This window comes from Mucilaginibacter sp. P4_C11 (assembly GCF_056402115.1).
The window spans coordinates 80,792-101,874 of record NZ_JBFUIA010000004.1 but is presented as its reverse complement, the minus strand read 5'-3'; the positions used below and the strand labels follow the sequence as shown (position 1 = coordinate 101,874).

The window sequence follows — 21,083 nt, the reverse complement described above, 5'->3', positions numbered from 1 at the left end:
TGTCGTCAATCAGGAATAGTAAAACCCGCAACAATGAAAACGCTTAATAACCACATGATCCTTTTCGATGCCGAATGTCCCATGTGTAGTGTTTATACCAAAGCCTTTGTAAAGCCCGGCATGCTTGATGATGGCGGCAGGGCTGCTTACCAAACCATGCCCCAAAACACCTGCCCGGTTTATGACAGGCAAAGGGCAGTTAACGAAATTGCCCTCATTAACCTTAAAAGCGGCGAGGTTACTTATGGTATCAAAAGCCTGTTTAAAATACTGGGCAACGCCTGGCCCATATTTACCCCTTTGTTTGCTTTTAAACCTTTTATTTGGCTCATGAGCAAGATTTACGCTTTTATCTCCTACAACAGGAGGGTAATTATTCCGCCTGTTCATGAGGCCACGGATTTTGCTTACAAACCTTCTTTTAAACTCCATTACAGAATAGTTTATCTGCTGTTTACCTGGTTTTGTACCGCGTTTATATTAACCCGTTACGCGAATTTGCTGGTGGGCATGGTACCGCCGGGCAATGCTTACCGCGAATACCTCATTTGCGGCGGGCAGGTATTGGTACAAGGTGTTGTGATCGGCATTTACGCTAAAGACAAAATCTGGACCTACATGGGCAACATGATGACCATATCTTTTGCAGGTAGTTTGCTATTGCTTATCCCGCTTGCTGTTAACCATTGGTTTCATCCCGGGCCATTGATTTGTACGTTGTTCTTTGTAGGAGTGGCCGGGCTGATGTTTTTGGAGCATATTCGCCGTACAAAACTACTGCAATTGGGCTGGGGAATGACCATCAGCTGGGTAACTTACCGTGTTATTTTATTGATTCTTATCCTAAACTGATATCATGAAAGCGTACAAAAAAATAGTACTGGCGGGTGGCAATGGTTACCTGGGTACTGTGCTGGCCAAATATTACAAAGATTTGGCCGATGAGGTCATTATCCTGGCCCGCAAGCAAGCCCCGGCTGTCGGCAACATCCGCACGGTAGTTTGGGATGGCAAAACAGAAAACGGCTGGACTGTGCAGCTCATTCACGCCGATATGCTTATTAACCTTTGCGGTAAAAACGTAAACTGCCGCTATACCAAAAAGAACAAGGCCGCGATCATCGCCTCACGTGTTACGCCTACCAAACTGTTGGGCGATGTGATCCATAAAATGGTTGATCCGCCAAAGTTGTGGATCAACATTACCTCTGCCACTATTTACCGCCATGCCGAAGACCATCCGCAGGACGAAGCAACCGGCGAGATAGGTTACGGTTTCAGCATCGACGTATGCAACATTTGGGAAAGCACTTTCTTTAAGTGCGAAACACCTGAAACCCGTAAAGTAGCTTTGCGGCTGGGTATCGCCCTTGGCCGCAGCGGCAGTGTTTTTCCGCGCTTGCTTAACCTGGTAAAAATGGGAATGGGCGGCAAACAAGGTGATGGGCAACAATACCTGGCCTGGGTGCATGAGCACGATGTAGCCCGCAGTACCCAATTTTTGCTTGATCATCCTGAAACGGAAGGCGTATACAATTGTGCCGCACCGTATGCCGAAAAGAACGCCGATTTTATGCAACTCATCCGCAAAGCATATGGTATGCCTGTTGGCCTGCCCGCACCACAATGGCTGTTGGAGATTGGCGCCCTGGTTATTGGCACCGAATCGGAACTAATATTAAAAAGCCGTTGGGTGAAACCGCAGCGTTTAATGGATGCCGGGTTTACCTTTCAGTATCAAAAGGCTGAGCATGCAATACATGATATATTGAGTATAAGGGGGTAGGGATCGTCTCTATTCCCTATGCCAGTGTCCTTACAGGCATCTCGCCTCTATGCTGTCGGCTTACCGGATCAACAAAAGGATAGCGATTTGTGAGGACACAGATCGCGGAAAAAAGAAGTGTTATATTAATTTATCTTGGCAAATGCACAATTACGACGTAGCCATAATAGGATGTGGCATTGCTGGTATGGCAACCGCAATGAGACTCCAGGCGGCAGGTAAATCAACCTTAATTTTAGAGGCACATGGCCAGCCTGGCGGCTGCGCCGGCTTTTATTCCAAAAAGGGATTTAGTTTTGATGTTGGTGCAACCACGCTTGTTGATTTTGAACCAGGTGGCATTGGCGGCGAATTGCTTGGTGCCGTCGGTTTACAAATGCCCGAATCGGAGCCTTTGGATTATCAATTATGGCTGCCCAATAAATCAATCCACTTATATCGCGACAAAAGTAAATGGCACCAGGAAAGGGCAGAAAAATTGGGAAATTCACCTGCTCATCTTAAATTCTGGGCGCTGATGGATAAAATGGCATTGGTTTTTTGGAATGCAAGCCGCAAAGGTATCAAGCTACCTATTCAAAATGTTGCAGATGCTTTACGTGCTGCCAGGGCAATTGGCATTGGTAATATATCGTTAGCACGTTTTTTGAATTACACCGTGGCAGATATATTAAAGAAATATGGTCTTGAAAACGACCGGGAATTAAAAGCCGTATTATCAATGCTGGTAGAAGATACGGTAAACAGCGCGCTGGAGGAGGCCCCATTAATCAATGCAGCGCTCGGGATAACTATCAGGGGTGCAGGGTTACGAAGGGCAAAGGGCGGGATGAGAGGCTTTTGGGTAAATTTAGCAGCACATTATAAAAAATTGGGCGGCGTACTGTTGGTTGGTCAACAGGTTGAAAAATTGGAGATGGTGGATAAAGAATATGTTCTGATAACAAGAAAAGGAAAATTCAGGGCCCGCCAGGTAATAAGTGCGATACCGGCCGAAAATACCATGGTCATTGCCCCGCCTAACATAAAGCAAGTTTTAGAGCAGTATGTTAAAAGGGATAAAGATCGCTATGAAAGTGCAGTAGTCGTTTTTTTGGGTGTGCCCGAATCTGAGATAGCCTGCCAGGATCTTACACACCACCAGCTATTTTACAATTATGATTTGCCATTAGGCAACGGGAATAATATGTTCATTTCTGTTTCGGCCGCCGGCGACACAGATAGTGCGCCTGAAGGGTATAGGTCGGTAATGATTTCCACTCATTGTAAACTTGCTGAATGGCAAAATCTTAACGAAGAAGAATACCAGTTAAAAAAAGAAAATATAGGAAACCATTTGGTCGCCCTGGCCAAGCGGATCTATCCGCAGTTGGGAACAAACGCCATCGTATACCAGGTGGGTACTCCCCGAACCTATCAGCGATTTACAGGCAGGATAAATGGCACAGTTGGAGGCGTTAGGCAAAATTTACACAATTCAAATTTCAAGGCCATGCCCCACGATATTGGCGTAAAAAATTTTAGAATGGTGGGCGATACCACCTGGCCCGGACTTGGAACCGTAGCCTGTATTGTAGGCAGCAAAATCGTGGCCGATCAACTCCTGAAGGAGTAATTTACCTCCCCGATGCCTGTATCCTCACTGGCATCTTGCAGGTATAACGTCGGTTTACCGGATCAACTGGATAATATCTATCTGTGAGGACACAGATCGGGGAAGGGAAGTATGCCACTTCTTTTTTCACCGTTAAAGCCATCTTTTCGGGTTGCCTTTTCATTTCGGTACGTTTTACATATCTTCAACCAACATATTTAAAAAATCATGTCTTTTAATTCAGATAGGATATTCACCGAAACTCAAAAATTTGATACTCCAGGGGCAAAGTTTATCGCAATTATACTATCAGTAGTTTTTGTTGCGGGACTTACCTATTCATTAATCGCACCGGTTAATTCTATCCCGGCTGGTATAGGAATTGGACTTTTTGGCGGTTGCGGTATTATGATCGTGGTGGATATATATGTATTTTTTAAAAGCTTGGTTATAAAAATTGACGAGCAAGGCATCTTTCTGAAGGAGAGGCCTTCAAAAGTCGAAATACTATGTAAATGGGATAATATTGACCAGGTGTTTATCCGCGATCGCTTTTTAAGATTAAGAAGCACTCATAAAAACGGAATGGGGTATAACTTAAAAGCTAATAATGGTATTCAGATTATATTTAAAAATGGCGAAAAAATCCAGATAGGAATACAAAATATAGAAGAGGCCAAACTTGTAATTGAGCATTATCTTAAAACACAAGTGCTAAATTTTAGTAGTTAAATTTCCTCCCAATGCCCGTGTCTCCACAAGCATCTTACCGGTATGCTCTCAGTTTACCGCATCAAATGGAGAATAGCGATCTGTGAGGATACAGAATCGGGGGACACAATTTACTGAAATTAGCTATCCTTCTTCCCCACCTCTTTCGTCATTTTCAAAGTAAGCAGCAGTAATAGCCCCAAAGCAACTACAATAGCCGCCCAAATCAATACCGTATAATCCTTGCCTGCTTTGGCTTGGGCCTGCAAAATCGCATTGTTTTTAACAATAGCGCCATGGCTGATGGTTGGGATGTTATCTTTTATGCTGTCGGCAAAAAACTTCAGGTCGTATTCGGGTGCCTGCGCGGTCGAATCGCCGGCCAGCAGGCGGTAGCTTTGTTTGCCATCAAGATAACTCACCAGGTATTGATCGGTTTGGTAGGCATCAATTCCGGTAATGGTTAATGGCTGGTTATCGCCATTGGCAATCTGTAATAACAGTTGGCTGGCCTTTGCAGAAAATAGCAGGTCGTTGTTTTTGGTTGAGTTTAATTCAGCCTCGGCAACAGCTTCTTTATAACCGCCAATAATTTGGTACACCGTTACGTTTCGCCTGAAATATTTAGGCGCGCTGATATTTAAATGCAGCTTATTTACCTGGTAATTATCGTTTAGTTTGATGTTGATGAAGGTGGTTTTGTTACTATCAGCACGCGTAAACTGAAGCGAGGGCACAGGTGTATAAGCCAGCGTTTTGGCATATTCGGTATAAATACCGGCCTGCAAAAACTTAATGGGGGTTTTGTTTTTATCATCAACCAATATTTTAAAATACCGGTAACTGCTGGCCGGGAACGAGAGTAATTGCATGTAGGTGCCTTCGCTGTTTTGTACTGCCTCCTGCAAGGGGATGTTTTCCTGTATGGCAAACCATTGCTGCAGGTCGTCGCTGCCTATTAGGTTTACCTTGCGTTGTACTGCGGTGTTTTGCAGCTTTATCCACAGCTTATCAAGCGCGAGGCCTGTTTTATTTTCAACAATATAAGTGGTACCTGTATCGGTTGGCAGGCGCGTATCTATCCGGTTAAATACCACAAAGCTTTGCTGGTTTTTTTGGGGCAGGCTACCGGCCTGTATATAAGGTACAAAATTGCCCTTGGCATCGGCAATGCGGATATCGGCCATATCGTTCCCGGCCTTGGCCACAAAACCGGGCTTCAGGCTGATGCGGTAAAAGCCGGTACTATCAACCTGTTGCAGGGCAGCGCCATATTTAAAGCTTTTTTGTGCCGATGCCGTAAACATCAGTCCGCAAAAAAAAGCGGTTAAGGCAATGTTAGTCTTCCTTATTTTTAGCAGTTTCATCATCAACAATAATTTTTTTAACCTTTTGGTACATAAAGGATATAATGAGCAGCAAAACACCTAGGCAAAAGAATGCCGCTATTTTTCCGGCTTGTGGTATATCTACAATATCATAAGTAAATAGTTTAACCAGCGTGATAGAAAACAGGGTTAACGATACTATACGCATGGTGCGCATTTTATAACGCATACCCAGCCACATGAGCGCAAATGATAGCAGACCCCATAATATAGGCAGGGTGGTTTTAACGTAAACTGTTTCTATCCGTTCAATGGAGTGCATTTTGCTGTAAAATACCAGGTTGCTAAGCAGGCAAAATTCCAGGCTTAAAAATACTACGATGCCGGCACTCAGTATCCAGGTGAAAAGCGTTTTCATGCCATCGTCCATAGTAGTTTGGCAAAGGCGGATGGTACGGTAAAATAGCAGGCCGATAAACGCGGCACTTATCCAATGCGCTGCAAAATGGCCCGATGGTACTTTTTTGCCGGTAAGCATATCTGTCAACAAGCCAAAATACTGTGGCATTAAAACCAGGTAAATGATAATACAAATCCAAAGGACACCTATACGGATGTTGTTGCTGAATTGAATTGCTGATACTTTTAACGATACCAGGTAATAGCCCAATATAAAAGCCGGCGTATACAGCATTATGTACAATATATTGAGCGACGCCTCGGGATACCTGTTTAAAAACTGGTGATTAATTTCGACAAGGCCGCTTAAAAATAATAGGACCAGCCCTACGGTGCTGAATATATGTTTGCTGAATTTTATACCGGCGTCGTCGTTTTCGTCGCGGCTTACCAGCACCGATAACAGGAACGAGCTGATGGCGGCTACCAGTGTTGTAATAAAACCCCTGTTGGCAATAATGGTAAGCTTAATGAGGTGATCGGGGTAAATCTGGTACCAGTCCATCAAGAGGCTTAATAACATGGCTACCCATAAAATAAGCGAGGTAAGCTTCATTAATTTAATTGATGAGCGCAGGTACAACCAGTAAAGCACCACCGTTTCGGCAGCCCAGAACAGGGTAATGCTGTTGCCATGAAGTTGAATAGGCGCAGCCAGCGATATAAAGGTGAGCGTAATACCAATTAGCAGGTACAATACATTGGTATCAACCTTACGGTTACGGAACAGGATGTATGACAGGATAAGGTTTACTACAGCCAAACTCACACAAAACAACCCGCGGAATTGCTCCTGGTGCATAGCGGTGAGCAGGTACAAGCCGGCCGCAAAATAAAGCCCGGTATTGATCAGCAGGATGCTGAAATCCGAACCGATAAATTTTTTATTCTCCTTAACGTTATTAGCCACATTGATGGCAAAGTAAAGCACATAAAATATGCTGCCGTAAATTAATCCGTAATGATAGGTTGGCGCCGTAAGCGTATACAACACCCCACCAAATACAATGACCGTAAACGCGAAAGACACCATGTTGAGCACGCGCCATGCTTTATAATAAGCGATGATGAGCAGGCCGGTATTCAGTATCAGCAGGTAAATAAATAAAGCATCGTAATTGGCCTTCCCGGTGCTCACCATAAATGGGCTGGCAAAACCGCCAACAAGCGCAATGATAGCCAACTCCTGCTTATCATAAAGCAATGACAGCAGCACTGCGAAAATGGTAATGACGATAAGGATTACGAATGATACCGTTTGAGTGAACAGGTTAAACTGGTGATAGGCCAGTGTTATAGTAAAATAAAATACCGCTAAACCGCCACCGGCCAACACCGAGCTGAAGGCTTTATAACTGTTGCGTAACCAATGGGCAATGCCTACCAATATAGCGCCACAGGCAATGCCAATACCCACACGGCCGGCAGGGCCAACCCAACCGCTGTCAATAGCGAATTTTACAAAGTAACCTATGGCCAGCACTAATATGGCGATACCTATTTTGTTAACCAGGTTTTCGCCGATGAATTTCTCCAGGTCGGGGTAGCGTTCAAAAAAGGAAAGCTGGGGCTCTTCGGGTACCGGTGGGGTGGGTGCGTTTGTTTTTACCGGGCGGTTAATAACAGGTATGCCATCGCTGATCACCTCGGGTTGCCTTTCAATCTTAACGGGTTCCGGCTCAGGTTTTATTGCTGGTGGAACCGGTGGCGGTATAGGTGTAACAGGAGGTTCCGGAACTTTTACAACCGGGATTTCTCTGATAACAGGTTGAGCCGCTTCTTCGCGTTTGCGCGGTTCTTCCGTAAGTTTGGATACCCGTAAATGTTCAATCATCCGCTTTAATTCCAGTATCTGGGTTTCAAGCGCTTCTATATGGCGGGCAACGCTGCTTTTGTTGTTTACAATTAAAACAATAATCAATATGAGTAAAACAACGATAAAAAAATCCATAGCCTTAGGTTTATTAAAATTAAAGATAGCGGAATTATGAAACTAATGTGCGTTTTAAATAAATAAGGAGGTTTCTTTCTTCAACGTAGAGCAGCATAATTACGTCTCCCGCATGCAAATCCAAGCGGGTAAACCCGTCGCCTGCCTGCACAGGCAAGTGCATCTGATTGGGTTAACATAACTTAACACATTTCAGATAAGAAATTTATAAATATTTGATAATCAATATATTATATTTTATCATGGTTAACACTAAAATGATAGCGATTTACTCGCATCTAAATATTTGTGCCTGTTTTTGGCCAATACAAGTTCCTCCGGTAGGCAGATCATTTAACAGGGAGCAGCCAATAAAGACAAGTCTACTGTATGCAAATCCAACCATGAAAATCTGTTACCTGTCTGCCAGAGACGCAATTATGCGTCTGTACAAAAAAAGTGTTGCAGGATTAAACAAAATGGTAATTCTCCATTCACCCTATAATTATTTTAATTGTAATTTAGCACTTAAGCACTTGCTAACCACATCATAACCCACCTTCCATGAAAATTGTATTTAAAGCCGCGTTATCGCTGTTTTTTATCCTGGCTGCACTTGCCGGCCATGCGCAATCCATTAATCCAGTACTGCTAAAAAGCCAATGGAAAGCGGCCTGGATCACCGTGCCCGGCGAATCGCTGAAAGACTATGGGATATACTATTTTCGCAAAAACATCGACATAAAAGACAAACCAGCTACATTCATTGTGCACATATCTGCGGATAACCGATACAAATTATACGTAAACCAAACGCTGATATCCTTAGGCCCCGCCCGTGGCGATACCTATTACTGGAACTACGAAAGTGTAGACATGGCGCCTTATCTTAAAGCCGGCAATAATACAATCGCCGCCGTAGTTTGGAACGATGGCGACTACCGGCCCGAAGCGCAGATCTCGATCCAGACAGGATTTATTATGCAGGGCGATGGCGAGGCTGAAGCCATTGTTAATACCGATAAAAGCTGGAAAGGCATCCGCGACAAAGCATACAAGCCCATTGTAGGCGTTGGGTACGGCACTTATTACGTAGCCGGCCCCGGCGAGCGGGTGGATATGAATGCCGGTATTGCTAACTGGAATGCCGAAAAGACAGATGTTAGCGGCTGGAAAAATGCCGCTAAGATAGAAGGGGGGAAACCCAAAGGTTTGCCGAACGCCTTTGGATGGATGCTGGTACCTTCATCTATTCCGCCGGTTGAGCTGACCTACCAGCGTATCCCGGTATTACGCAAGGCCGAAGGGATTACCGCCCCCAAAAGCTTCCCGGCCACTAAAACGGCTATAACCATTCCTGCAAATACCACTGTTACCTTTTTGCTCGACCAAACTTTTTTAACCAATGCTTTTGTATCGTTTAACTTTAGCCTTGGTAAAAACGCCGGCATCAGCCTTAGTTATGCCGAAACGCTATTTACCAAACTGCACGGCCCCGGCGGTCTTGAAAAAGGCAACCGTGATGATGTAGAAGGTAAAATATTTTCGGGTCGCCGGGATAGCATCGTATCTGATGGCAGCGCTGGCCAGTCGTTTAATACGCTTAGCTTTCGCACGTTCAGGTATATTGAGTTAAAGATAACAACCGCCGGCCAGCCTTTACAGGTAGACGACGTATACGGCACTTTTACCGGCTATCCTTTTAAACTAAACGCAAAGCTTGACGGCACAGCCGAAATGAAAAAGATGCTGGATATAGGCTGGCGCACAGCACGCCTTTGCGCAGGCGAAACCTATTACGACTGCCCGTATTACGAGCAGTTGCAATATGTGGGCGATAGCCGCATACAGGCCCTGGTATCGTACTACAACAGCGGCGACGACCGCCTGGTGCGTAATGCCATTAACCTGATGGACCACTCGCGTATTGCCGAAGGGGTTACTTTAAGCCGTCACCCATCGTTTTCGCCCCAGATTATTTCAACCTTCTCGCTATGGTACATAGGCATGCTGCATGATTATTGGATGTACCGGCCCGATAGCGCTTTTGTGCAAAGCAAATTGCAGGGTGTAGAAGATATACTGGCATTTTTCAGAAAATATCAACAACCCGGCGGTTCGTTAAAAAGCACCCCGTACTGGAACTTTGCCGATTGGGTGGGCGGTAAGGGCTGGGATTTTGGTACGGCCCCCGTAAGCGCAAACGGATCATCGGCTTTGTTAGATCTGCAATTGCTTTGGGCTTACCAGCAGGCTTCCCAAATGGAAGCCAAATTTGGTATACCCATCATCGCGCAATATTATCATGACATGGCCAACACGTTAAAAGGCACTATCCAACAAAAATATTGGGTACCCGGCAGGCAACTATACGCTGATGTAGAAGACCAGCCACTGTTTTCACAGCATACCAATTCGCTGGCAATTTTAACAGGCATGGTAACCGGCGACCAGGCATCGGCCCTTGGCAAAAAGCTCATGACCGATACAACGCTTACCCAATGCACCATCTACTTTAAATATTACCTGCACCAGGCCCTAATTAAAAGTGGTTATGGCGATGATTACCTGAAATGGCTTGATATATGGCGCAGCAATATCCGGATGGGACTTACCACCTGGGCCGAAATATCTGACCTGCAACATAACCGGTCCGACTGCCACGCCTGGGGCGCCAGCCCAAACATCGAGTTTTACCGTACCATTTTGGGTATCGATAGTTATGCTCCCGGTTTCAGCAAAATAAAAATAGAGCCGCACCTGGGCGATTTAAAAAAAATAGGCGGAGAGATCCCTCATCCTAACGGAAAAATTGCCGTAAAATATGAGTTTAAAAAAGAAAAATGGGATATAGAAGTTATTCTACCGCCCGGCGCATCGGGTATTTTTATCTGGAAAGGGCAAAATCACGCCATTAATCCCGGAAAAAACAAAATAATTGTCTAAAAACAATAAAAAAGTATGATTTATATCATGTTTTTTAGGAAAATACCAATAAATGAAGCATTTTTGTGTCGTTTTTGCCACGTTGCGGTAAAAAACATCGGTTTTTTGTTTGAAAAGAAAAAAGCAACGCTAACTTTACTCTTGCAATGTTTATTAGTTATTGTATTAGTTACACTTGCGTTAATTACATATTTAACAATCAATTATTATTAAAAATGTGATATTTACGCGCTACAGTTATTAAACAGGCCCGCCCGGTAACGGGAGGCGCCTGACAGGTAAATACAATAAAGATGGATGGGTCATGGTTGTACTATTAATTATACTGCCAATGATAGCTTCATCATAATTTAACAACAAAAAACACCGATGAAAAACACTCCATCCCAGTTTAAAATTCTTTCAATCGATATCGGCGGTTCGCACATTAAGGCAACCATTTTAAATATCAAGGGCGAGCTTAAAATGGATTACGATAAGATAGCCACGCCAGCCCCGGCCAGCCCCGAGAACGTGATTAAAGCTATTCAAACCCTGGTGAAGAAATTCCCTGGTTATGACAGGATTTCGGTGGGCTTTCCTGGTTATGTAAAAAACGGTGTAGTTAAAACTGCCCCTAACCTAAGTACCAAGCTATGGGCCGATTTTGACCTGGCCAAAAAACTAACCGATGTATTGGGCAAACCTACACAAGTAGTAAATGACGCCGATATGCAGGGTTTGGGCGTAGTAAAAGGCAAAGGCCTGGAAATGGTAATTACCCTGGGCACCGGTTTTGGTACCGCGTTGCTAATGGATGGCCACCTGCTGCCCCATTTTGAACTGGCACACCTGCCTATAAAAGAAGGTAAAACCTACGACCAGTATATTGGCGAACGGGCCTTGGAAAAAGAGGGCAAAGAGAAATGGAACAAGCGCATACAAAAGGTTTTTGAGATTTTAAAAACTGTATTCAATTACGATACTTTATATATAGGCGGCGGCAACTCTGATGAGTTAACGTTTAAACTGGATAAAAACATGAAAATTGTAACCAATGCCGATGGCATTAAAGGCGGCGCGCGGTTATGGTTAAATGACGACGACAGCAAAACCAAACGCGCTATAGCAACCCCAACAGCATAACATACAATACCCAAAAAGATAATGGAAAACACACAGGACATAGAAAAATTAGCAATAGATACCGTACGGATCTTATCGGCAGATGCAGTGCAAAAAGCAAACTCGGGCCACCCGGGTACAGCTATGGCGCTTGCACCTATGGGCCACGTTTTATGGTCAAAAGCATTAAATTACAATCCTAAAAACCCGGATTGGGCAAACCGTGACAGGTTTATACTTTCATGCGGTCATGCTTGTATGTTGCAGTACAGCTTTTTATACTTAACCGGTTACGATTTAAGTTTAGATGATATCAAAAACTTTCGCCAGCTAAACAGCAAAACTGCCGGCCACCCGGAGTATGGTTTGGCCCCTGGTATTGATGTTACTACCGGTCCGCTGGGCCAGGGCTTTGCAAATGGTGTTGGCTTTGCCATTGCGCAAAAACACCTGGCAGCACGCTACAACAAACCTGGTTACGATCTTTTTAACTACCACGTTTACGCTATTGTGAGCGATGGCGATATGATGGAAGGTGTAACTTCTGAGGCCGCTTCATTAGCAGGGCACCTGGAATTAGGTAACATTATCTATTTATACGATGATAACCACATATCTATAGAAGGTGCTACAGATATTACTTTTAATGAAGATGTAAGCGCACGTTTCCGTTCATACGGCTGGCATGTACAGGATTTGCCTGATGTTAACGATACGCACGCTTTAGAGCTGGCCTTAGTAAACGCCAAAGCCGAAGCACAAAAACCATCATTGATCCGTGTGCGTTCGTTGATCGCTTACGGCAGCCCTAATAAATCGGGTACTGCAGGCTCGCACGGTTCGCCGCTTGGCGCCGATGAAATTAAACTGGTTAAGGAGTTTTTTGGCTTCGATCCGGATAAATCATTCAATGTGCCTGATGATGTGTTGAAATATTACCATGATAAAGGTGCCCGCGGTGGTGCATCCGAAGAAAAATGGAACAAGCTATTTGCCGATTATAAAAAAGAATATCCTGAATTAGCAGCCGAATATGAAACCGCGTTTAAAGGCGACCTGCCCGAAGGCTGGTTAGATAAACTGCCGGTATTTAAAGGCTCTGATCCTAAAATGGCTACCCGCCAGGCATCTGGTAAAGTTTTAAACGCCATTGCGGCAAGCTTGCCTAACTTAATTGGCGGCGCGGCAGATTTGGCCCCATCAACAGAAACCAACCTGAAAGGGTTTGATTCGTTCACATCCGAAAACAGGAGCGGCCGTAACTTTCACTTTGGTATCCGCGAGCATGCTATGGGTTCGGCATTAAATGGTATGGCTTTAACCAAAGGTTTGTTACCGTTTGGCGCGACCTTCCTGATGTTCTCTGAATATATGCGCCCGCCAATACGTTTGGCTGCCATAATGAAGATAAACCCGATATTTGTTTACACCCACGATAGTATAGGTTTAGGCGAGGATGGTACTACCCACCAGCCGGTTGAGCAATTGGCTTCTTTACGATCTATCCCTAATGTAACCACCATCCGTCCGGCCGATGCCAACGAAAGCGCGCATGCATGGCGTGTGGCTATTCAGAAAAAAGATGGCCCTACTATATTGGTATTTACCCGCCAGGGCTTACCTATCCTTGACCAGGATAAATATGGTAAAGCCGAAAACCTGGAGAAAGGTGCTTACATCCTATCCGAAGCCAGCAAAAATCCCGACCTGATATTAATGGCAACCGGATCTGAAGTTGCCTTGATTATGGATGCGCAGGTAAAACTGGAGGCCGAAGGTATATCAACCCGCGTGGTAAGTATGCCATCATGGGAGTTATTTGAAAAACAGGATGCAGCTTATAAGGAATTAGTATTCCCTAAAGCATACCGCAAACGTTTGGCTGTTGAAATGGCATCCCCAATGGGCTGGCACAAATACACCACCGACGAAGGCGATATGCTGGGCATGACCACCTTTGGCGAATCGGCCCCGGCCGATGACCTGTACAAGCATTTTGGTTTTACAGTTGATAACGTAGTGGCGCGCGCTAAAGCTTTATTATAGTATCAAGTAGTAAGTATCAAGTAGCAAGATTTTGTCTGCGGCTTGATACTTACTTTCGTTTCGAAGTATTAAAGTTCAATCAGGATTTGATAGTAGAGATTAAAAGCTAACAGTCTTGATACTTGATACTTACTACTTGATACTAAAACGATAGTTGATACTCAAAAATGAATTGGGATAGTAGTTTAATTAAAAACCTTGCGTGGTCGTCAGAGATCATTAATGCCGCGGGCAAGCAAAAGGTGGCGCAGCAAATTGCCGTTAAAGTAAAGGATGGCGATGTGCTTGGCGTCGGCTCGGGTTCTACGGTGTACATGGCCTTGCTGGCTATTGCTGATAGGATCAAGACGGAGAAGCTAAACGTTTTAGCTATCCCCACATCGTTAGAGATTTCGATGTTTTGCACCAAGCTGGGCATACCGCTTACTACTTTGTTTGAGCACAAACCCGACTGGCTGTTTGATGGCGCCGACGAGGTTGACCCGAACAACAGCCTGATTAAAGGCCGCGGCGGAGCAATGTTTAAGGAGAAGCTGCTGATTGCATCCAGTGCGGTTAACTATATTATTGTAGATGAATCCAAAATAGTGGATAAGATAGGTACAAACTTCCCTATCCCTATTGAGGTATTTCCGCAGGCGCTGTTATATGTAGAGGCCGAATTGCAAAAGTTAGGAGCCAACAGCATCGTGATCAGGCCGGCCAAAGGCAAGGATGGCCCAATTATATCCGAAAACAATAACATGGTTTTGGATTGCCGCTTTGATGATGTGCCGCTAACTTTAGAGAAAGATATAAAGGGAATTACCGGCGTTATCGAGAGTGGCTTATTTATAGGGTACAACCTCGAAATTTTGGTAGCATCTAATAATTAACATAACGATGAGAATCAAGAGTCAAGAGCCAGGAATCAAGAGAAGCGCAAAAAATGCCTTGATATAGAAATTAGTAATCTAAGAACAATAAATTAGGCTACTATCGTTGTGTTTCTTGATTCTTGACTCTAATATCTTGACTCTAATTTGTTACGCTGGTGTAACCGAATGATGATATTTAGCTTACAATAAATAGAATATTAACAAAGAACTTTACAAAACGGATCAAACGAATACATTTGCAGGAAATATCTATCAAATTCATAGGCATTCGCAAATCTGAAATTCAATCCAATAAAAAATATAATATTAAAAACCGACCAATATGGCAACCAACAATGTAAAACAGATACATGATTTCGGACAGAGTATCTGGCTTGATTTTATCGACCGCGAAATCATCGCATCCGGAAAACTGCAAAAACTAATTGACGAAGATGGCGTAAGAGGCGTTACCTCAAACCCGGCTATTTTTGAAAAAGCAATAACCGGCAGCGCTGATTATGACAATGATATCAGGGAACTTTCGGCAACCACCGAAGATAACGAAGAGATATTTTTTGGTTTAGCCATAAGCGATATTCAGCAAGCTACTGCCCTGTTTAAAGGCGTGTATGACGAATCGAACAAAGTTGACGGCTATGTTAGCCTGGAAGTTTCTCCGTTTTTGGCATTAGATACCGAAGGTACAGCAAAACAGGCCGAAGAACTTTGGAATAAAGTTGACCGCGAAAACGTAATGATCAAAATTCCTGGTACAAAACCGGGTTTGGCGGCTATTCAGCAATCCATTGCAAAAGGTATCAACATTAACGTTACCCTGCTTTTTGGTTTGGAGCGTTACGAAGAAGTAACTGAAGCCTATATTTCTGGTTTAGAGGAGCATTTAGCTGCGGGCCATAAAATTGCGCACATATCATCAGTAGCCAGCTTCTTTTTAAGCCGTATTGATGTTATTGTTGATCCGCTGTTGGAAGCAAAAGGCGAAAAAGCTTTAGTCGGCGAAGTAGCTATTGCATCGGCTAAAAAAGCATACGAAATATACAAAAGGGTATTTAGTACCGAAAGATGGCAAAAACTTGCTGCCGAAGGTGCACAGCCACAACGTTTACTTTGGGCAAGTACAGGCAGCAAAAACCCTGCATTTAAAGATACCAAATATGTAGAGGCTTTAATTGGCCCTGATACTGTTGATACCGTTCCTTTAGAAACTGTTGAAGCTTTCCGCGATCATGGTATTGCTGCCAACACGCTTGAAGCAGGTTTAGATGAAGCAACAGCAACATTGGCCAAATTGAAAGATTTAGGCATCGATCTTGACGCCATTACCCAACAACTGGAAGATGAAGGCATCGAAAAATTTAATAAACCATTCGAAAAACTGTTAAAAGCTATCGAAGATCAAAAAAGTAAAGTAGCCTAAACGGCTTTATGGAAACCGCAAACGTAAAGATCCTTTTTTTCGACGTAGGAGGTATTTTATTGTCGAACGGGTGGGGGCATGAGGCACGCGAGGAAGCAGCCAAAAGGTTTAACCTTGATTATGCCGAAGTAAACGCCCTGCACAATTTCATTTTCAACGTATATGAAATTGGCAGCATCACCTTAGATGAGTACCTGGATACGGTTATATTTAACCATCCCCGCGATTTTGTAAGGGAAGATTTTAAGGATTTTATCTATTCTACTTCGTATGAACTGCCGGATATGCTGGCCTGGCTTAAGGAGTGGAAAAAAGATTGCGGTTTCCGTATTATATCCCTTAATAACGAGGGTAAAGAGTTAAATGATTACCGCGTGCATAAGTTTAAACTACACGATGCATTCGATGCATTTGTATCATCGTGCGAGGTAAAAATGCGCAAGCCCGATCCGGGCATATGGCAACTGGCCATGGGTATTGCCCAGGCATCGCCCCAGCAATGTGTGTACTTTGATGACAGGATGATGTTTGTTACCACGGCCCAAAAACTGGGGATCCGCTCGTTTCAGCATACCAGTTTCGAGACCACCAAAAAAATATTAGAAGACCTTAAAAAAGAAAACCTCAAATAACATGAGCGCAACAACAGATAAATATGCTTTTGGCATGATAGGCTTAGGCGTTATGGGCCGCAGCTTACTACTTAACATGGCCGATCATGGCTTTGCAGTAGCCGGGCATGATAAGGACGCCGCAAAGGTATCGTCATTAAATGATGAGGCCGGCGACAGGGCCGCTAAAGGCTTTGGCGATGTAAAAGAATTTATACAAAGCCTTACCACACCACGTGCCATTATGATGCTGGTACCTGCCGGTAAAATTGTAGACGCAGTAATTGAGGAACTTACGCCGTTATTGGAGAAAGGCGATATTTTAATTGATGGCGGCAACTCGCACTTTACCGATACCAACCGCCGTGTTGATCAATTGGAGGCTATTGGCCTGCACTTTTTTGGCATGGGTGTATCTGGTGGCGAAGAAGGTGCCCGTCGCGGCCCAAGCATGATGCCGGGCGGCGATAAGGATGCCTACGCAGTAATGAAACCGATATTTGAAGCCATTGCCGCTAAGGTTGATGGCGCGCCATGCGTAACCTACATTGGCCCTGGTGCATCTGGTCACTTTGTTAAAATGGTGCATAATGGTATCGAGTATGGTATTATGCAGGTAATTGCCGAAACTTATGAGATACTAAGGAAAGGCTTGAAGCTGGATAACGATTCGATCCAAAAAATATTTGCCGAGTGGAACGCCGGCCGTTTACAGTCGTTTTTGTTGGATATAACCAAAGATATTTTTGCATACAAGGTCCCGGGAACAGATCACCTGTTACTGGATGATATTAAGGATGAGGCAAAAGCCAAAGGTACCGGTAAATGGACATCACAAGTGGCTATGGACCTGGTTACACCTATCCCAACCATCGATACTTCGGTATCTATGCGCGATTTATCTAAATACAAGCACCTGCGCGAAAAGGCTTCAACCCTTTACGGTTCTGAAATTGAACTGGCAGGCGATAAAGATGAATTACTGGTTGCATTGGAGCAGGCTTTTTACTTTACATCTATAGTTACTTACGCACAGGGCATGCACCTGCTGTCAAAAGCATCTGAAGAGTACAAGTATGACCTTCACCTTGGCGAGATTGCCAAGATTTGGAGAGGCGGCTGTATCATCCGTTCGGAGTTTTTGAACGATATTTTTAATGCCTATAACAAAGACCCACAACTGCCGCATTTATTATTGGACAGCGATGTTCAAAAACTGGTGAGTGAAACACTTCCTGGGATTAGGAAAATTTTATCTGGCACAATAGCGGCCGGTGTTGCGGCACCGGGATATGCATCGGCTTTAAGCTATTTTGATGCTTTCCGAAGCGAAAAGATGCCATCGAACCTTACACAGGCCCAGCGCGATTATTTTGGCGCACATACCTACGAGCTAATAGGCAAAGAAGGAACTTTCCACACACAGTGGACCAAAGCCGAAGACTAAACATAAACTATTAAAAGCTGATCACAATGAGCGCAAGCACGAAATCAGACCCTACCATATTTATCATTTTTGGCGGAACGGGCGATTTAAATTCCCGTAAAATAGCCCCGGCCCTTTATAATCTATATTTAGATGGCTGGATGCCTAAGCAGTTTTCGATAATTGGTACCGGTCGTACAAAATTAACCGACGAGCAATTCAGAGAAAACCTGCATAACGATATTAACCAGTTTTCGCGTAACGGTAAAACCGACGATAAACAATGGACCGAATTTGTAAAAAATATTTACTACCAGGTATCAGATGCTAACGACTTTGAAACCTACAAGGAATTTGGAAAACGAATTGAAAAACATAATGCCGAGTGGAAAACTAAAGCCAACGTATTGTTTTACCTTGCGGTAGCGCCTAATTTTTTCCCAATCATTGCATCCAACATATCAAAAGCTAAACTGGCCGACGATAAAAAACGGGTACGTATCATTATCGAAAAACCATTTGGACACGACCTGGAAACAGCTAAGGAACTGAATGCCTTACTAAAAAGCATTTTTGACGAGTGCCAGATTTACCGTATAGACCATTACCTGGGTAAAGAAACCGTACAGAATATTATGGCTTTCCGCTTTGCAAACTCCATTATGGAGCCGCTGTGGAACCGTAATTATATTGAGCACGTACAAATCTCGGTTACCGAACAATTGGGCGTTGAAGAGCGCGGAGATTACTACGACGGTTCTGGCGCAATGCGCGACATGATCCAGAATCACCTGCTTCAATTGCTTTGCCATATTGCCATGGAGCCGCCGGTTAGCTTTAGCGCCGATGAAGTGCGTGACCGTAAGGTTGATGTATTAAAAGCCATGCGTAAGTTTACACCCGAAGATGTACGCAGTTCGGCCGTTAGGGGCCAGTACGGCAGCGGATGGATGAAAGGAAAAGAAGTAGCCGGTTATCGTGAAGAGCCAAAGGTTAATCCCGAATCAAATACCGAAACTTTTGCAGCTATTAAATTCTTTATTGATAACTGGCGCTGGCAGGGTGTGCCATTCTATTTACGTACCGGTAAAAGAATGCACCAGTCATCATCGGTTATTACCATACAATTTAAAGATGTTCCGCATTTAATATTCCCAACAGAGGCCGCCGAAAGCTGGCAGCAAAACAGGCTCATCATCAGCATTCAGCCCGAAATGAGTATCCGTTTGCAGGTACAGGCCAAGCGCCCCGGAATTGACATGGTATTAAACGTGGTTGACATGGTGTTTGATTATAAAGGCACCTATACCAACCAGGCACCCGAAGCTTATGAAACGCTGATACTGGATACCATGATGGGCGATCAAACCCTGTTTATGCGTGGTGACCAGGTAGAAGAGGCATGGGCGCTGGTTATGCCGATACTAAGCACCTGGCAACATAAAAAGAGCCTGAATTTTCCTAACTATTCTGCCGATTCATGGGGGCCTGAAGCTGCCGAAGCATTAATTGCCCGCGACGGCTTTAACTGGTTTACCTTACCGGTGAACGGAAAAAAATAGTAATTGTGGTTCGGGTTGCGTGGTGCGAGGCTCGGGTGCTTGGTTTATGAATAGATAGATTCTTTTCCCGAACCACGCAACACGACCCTCGCAACTGGAACCACGCAACACGGACCTCGAACTTAAAAAATATGAATTTAAATATCTTTAATACAGCCGATGAAGTGCTGATGGCGCTGGCAGATTATTTTGTTAAAATAGCCGATGCATCAATCACCGCAAGGGGTAAGTTTACAGTAGCCCTTTCGGGTGGTAGCTCGCCAAAAAAATTGTATGAGCTGCTTGCTTCAACCAGTTATGCCGACCAGGTAGACTGGACAAAAGTTTATTTCTTTTTTGGCGATGAGCGCAATGTGCCCCAAACCCATAAGGACAGTAACTACCTAATGGCCAAAACCGCCCTGTTTGATCCGCTGCTGATAAGCCCGGCCAACATATTTGCTGTTGATACCACATTTGAACCGGCCGACGCCGCTGCAAGGTATTGGGATATGATAGCTACATTTTTTGATGAAGATGAATTAAGCTTTGACCTGGTACTTTTAGGCTTAGGCGATAACTCGCATACCGCATCATTATTCCCACATACACCGGTATTGCATGATACGACGCCAGGTGTAAAAGAAGTGTGGCTGGAAGATCAGCAGGTGTGGCGTATCACACTGAATGCCCCGCTGATTAATGATGCCCGCTACATCGCGTTCCTGGTTTATGGCGAGGGCAAAGCAATTGCCGTTCACCATGTACTGGAAGATGATGAAGACATTGAAGAATACCCTGCCCAACTGATAGATTCGATAGTTGGCGAAACGGAGTGGTTTTTAGACGAACCCGCCGCTGCAAACCTGCAGGAGCTGGAGTAACTAAGACATTTCGATCAGATAAAAAAGGCCGATAGATTAACCATCTACCGGCCTTTTTTTTATCTGAAGATTTGCAAAAATCATTGCTTTTTTACTAATAAAAAGGGATGTACTTAGTGTAATTATATAATTATAAATAAATCGATAATCAATGATTAAATGGTTGTTCTTAAAAACTAAATATATTGATTTATAGGTTTTTTGTGGTGTCATTTGGGATTTATTTATAAAATAGGCGGTATTTGTATCTTTGTTTTATATTTTTTATTTTAAATGGTAAAATATGTATATACACCAAGTTGTTTTATTATGAAGTATTGTAAATTTTAATTTTTGCATAACAATATCGTAACATATCGTCTTTTTTTATTTAGTTTTTAGCACAAGAATCTATTTTTGATTTCGTTTATTTAAATAAA

The 21,083-nt window shown here is 43.8% G+C and carries 15 protein-coding genes; 13 read left to right on the top strand and 2 right to left on the bottom strand.

The genetic code is table 11. The annotated features are described in order from the left end of the window. Positions 1-33: 33 nt before the first annotated feature. From AC1DU2_RS05050 to AC1DU2_RS05035, 4 genes are all read left to right on the top strand, one after another. Positions 34-852: a thiol-disulfide oxidoreductase DCC family protein gene (locus tag AC1DU2_RS05050; protein ID WP_477383135.1), complete on the top strand. Its 819-nt coding sequence runs from the start codon at positions 34-36 to the stop codon at positions 850-852. 4 nt (positions 853-856) lie between these two features. Beyond that, complete coding sequence (locus tag AC1DU2_RS05045) at positions 857-1,786, top strand: TIGR01777 family oxidoreductase (RefSeq protein ID WP_477383133.1); 930 nt, start codon at positions 857-859, stop codon at positions 1,784-1,786. A gap of 142 nt (positions 1,787-1,928) precedes the next feature. Beyond that, entirely contained in the window at positions 1,929-3,401 is a 1,473-nt protein-coding gene (locus AC1DU2_RS05040; protein ID WP_477383132.1) for a phytoene desaturase family protein, read from the top strand. A gap of 207 nt (positions 3,402-3,608) precedes the next feature. Beyond that, entirely contained in the window at positions 3,609-4,112 is a 504-nt protein-coding gene (locus AC1DU2_RS05035; protein WP_477383131.1) for a hypothetical protein, read from the top strand. Positions 4,113-4,231: 119 nt separating this feature from the next. On the opposite strand, the gene AC1DU2_RS05030 is transcribed toward AC1DU2_RS05035, so the two are convergent. Further along, a complete protein-coding gene (locus AC1DU2_RS05030) occupies positions 4,232-5,461 on the bottom strand; it encodes a DUF3999 family protein (RefSeq protein ID WP_477383130.1) in 1,230 nt (409 codons plus the stop codon). Then, on the bottom strand, positions 5,430-7,829 hold the full coding sequence (locus tag AC1DU2_RS05025) for a DUF2339 domain-containing protein (protein ID WP_477383129.1): 2,400 nt from the start codon (positions 7,827-7,829) through the stop codon (positions 5,430-5,432). The genes AC1DU2_RS05030 and AC1DU2_RS05025 overlap by 32 nt, the downstream gene beginning before the upstream one ends. 543 nt (positions 7,830-8,372) lie before the next feature. Here AC1DU2_RS05025 and AC1DU2_RS05020 point away from each other — a divergent pair. From AC1DU2_RS05020 to pgl, 9 genes are all read left to right on the top strand, one after another. Further along, complete coding sequence (locus AC1DU2_RS05020) at positions 8,373-10,754, top strand: alpha-L-rhamnosidase-related protein (protein ID WP_477383127.1); 2,382 nt, start codon at positions 8,373-8,375, stop codon at positions 10,752-10,754. Positions 10,755-11,123: 369 nt separating this feature from the next. Then, entirely contained in the window at positions 11,124-11,879 is a 756-nt protein-coding gene (locus AC1DU2_RS05015) for an ROK family protein (protein ID WP_477362511.1), read from the top strand. A gap of 21 nt (positions 11,880-11,900) precedes the next feature. Then, positions 11,901-13,904 carry a transketolase gene (gene tkt / locus AC1DU2_RS05010; protein WP_477383125.1) on the top strand — a complete coding sequence of 668 codons (2,004 nt, stop codon included), beginning with the start codon at positions 11,901-11,903 and terminating at the stop codon, positions 13,902-13,904. A gap of 167 nt (positions 13,905-14,071) precedes the next feature. Continuing rightward, positions 14,072-14,779 carry a ribose 5-phosphate isomerase A gene (rpiA, locus tag AC1DU2_RS05005; RefSeq protein WP_477383123.1) on the top strand — a complete coding sequence of 236 codons (708 nt, stop codon included), beginning with the start codon at positions 14,072-14,074 and terminating at the stop codon, positions 14,777-14,779. A 325-nt stretch (positions 14,780-15,104) separates the two neighbouring features. Continuing rightward, entirely contained in the window at positions 15,105-16,202 is a 1,098-nt protein-coding gene (tal, locus tag AC1DU2_RS05000) for a transaldolase (protein WP_477362517.1), read from the top strand. Between the two features lie 8 nt (positions 16,203-16,210). Continuing rightward, the gene (locus tag AC1DU2_RS04995; protein WP_477383120.1) at positions 16,211-16,834 is read left to right on the top strand and encodes an HAD family hydrolase; all 624 of its coding nucleotides are present in this window, start codon (positions 16,211-16,213) and stop codon (positions 16,832-16,834) included. A 1-nt stretch (position 16,835) separates the two neighbouring features. Next, positions 16,836-18,260 carry an NADP-dependent phosphogluconate dehydrogenase gene (gndA, locus tag AC1DU2_RS04990; RefSeq protein ID WP_477362521.1) on the top strand — a complete coding sequence of 475 codons (1,425 nt, stop codon included), beginning with the start codon at positions 16,836-16,838 and terminating at the stop codon, positions 18,258-18,260. A 26-nt stretch (positions 18,261-18,286) separates the two neighbouring features. Beyond that, positions 18,287-19,801, top strand: coding sequence for a glucose-6-phosphate dehydrogenase (zwf, locus tag AC1DU2_RS04985; RefSeq protein ID WP_477383118.1), 1,515 nt, complete (start codon positions 18,287-18,289; stop codon positions 19,799-19,801). A gap of 131 nt (positions 19,802-19,932) precedes the next feature. Next, entirely contained in the window at positions 19,933-20,664 is a 732-nt protein-coding gene (gene pgl / locus AC1DU2_RS04980; protein ID WP_477362525.1) for a 6-phosphogluconolactonase, read from the top strand. Positions 20,665-21,083: the final 419 nt, after the last annotated feature.

Bases quoted from the DNA above. Each gene is read 5' to 3' on its own strand.
- AC1DU2_RS05050 (WP_477383135.1), top strand. From the start codon at position 34: ATGAAAACGCTTAATAACCACATGATCCTTTTCGATGCCGAATGTCCC.
- AC1DU2_RS05045 (WP_477383133.1), top strand. From the start codon at position 857: ATGAAAGCGTACAAAAAAATAGTACTGGCGGGTGGCAATGGTTACCTG.
- AC1DU2_RS05040 (WP_477383132.1), top strand. From the start codon at position 1,929: ATGCACAATTACGACGTAGCCATAATAGGATGTGGCATTGCTGGTATG.
- AC1DU2_RS05035 (WP_477383131.1), top strand. From the start codon at position 3,609: ATGTCTTTTAATTCAGATAGGATATTCACCGAAACTCAAAAATTTGAT.
- AC1DU2_RS05030 (WP_477383130.1), bottom strand. From the start codon at position 5,461: ATGATGAAACTGCTAAAAATAAGGAAGACTAACATTGCCTTAACCGCT.
- AC1DU2_RS05025 (WP_477383129.1), bottom strand. From the start codon at position 7,829: ATGGATTTTTTTATCGTTGTTTTACTCATATTGATTATTGTTTTAATT.
- AC1DU2_RS05020 (WP_477383127.1), top strand. From the start codon at position 8,373: ATGAAAATTGTATTTAAAGCCGCGTTATCGCTGTTTTTTATCCTGGCT.
- AC1DU2_RS05015 (WP_477362511.1), top strand. From the start codon at position 11,124: ATGAAAAACACTCCATCCCAGTTTAAAATTCTTTCAATCGATATCGGC.
- tkt (WP_477383125.1), top strand. From the start codon at position 11,901: ATGGAAAACACACAGGACATAGAAAAATTAGCAATAGATACCGTACGG.
- rpiA (WP_477383123.1), top strand. From the start codon at position 14,072: ATGAATTGGGATAGTAGTTTAATTAAAAACCTTGCGTGGTCGTCAGAG.
- tal (WP_477362517.1), top strand. From the start codon at position 15,105: ATGGCAACCAACAATGTAAAACAGATACATGATTTCGGACAGAGTATC.
- AC1DU2_RS04995 (WP_477383120.1), top strand. From the start codon at position 16,211: ATGGAAACCGCAAACGTAAAGATCCTTTTTTTCGACGTAGGAGGTATT.
- gndA (WP_477362521.1), top strand. From the start codon at position 16,836: ATGAGCGCAACAACAGATAAATATGCTTTTGGCATGATAGGCTTAGGC.
- zwf (WP_477383118.1), top strand. From the start codon at position 18,287: ATGAGCGCAAGCACGAAATCAGACCCTACCATATTTATCATTTTTGGC.
- pgl (WP_477362525.1), top strand. From the start codon at position 19,933: ATGAATTTAAATATCTTTAATACAGCCGATGAAGTGCTGATGGCGCTG.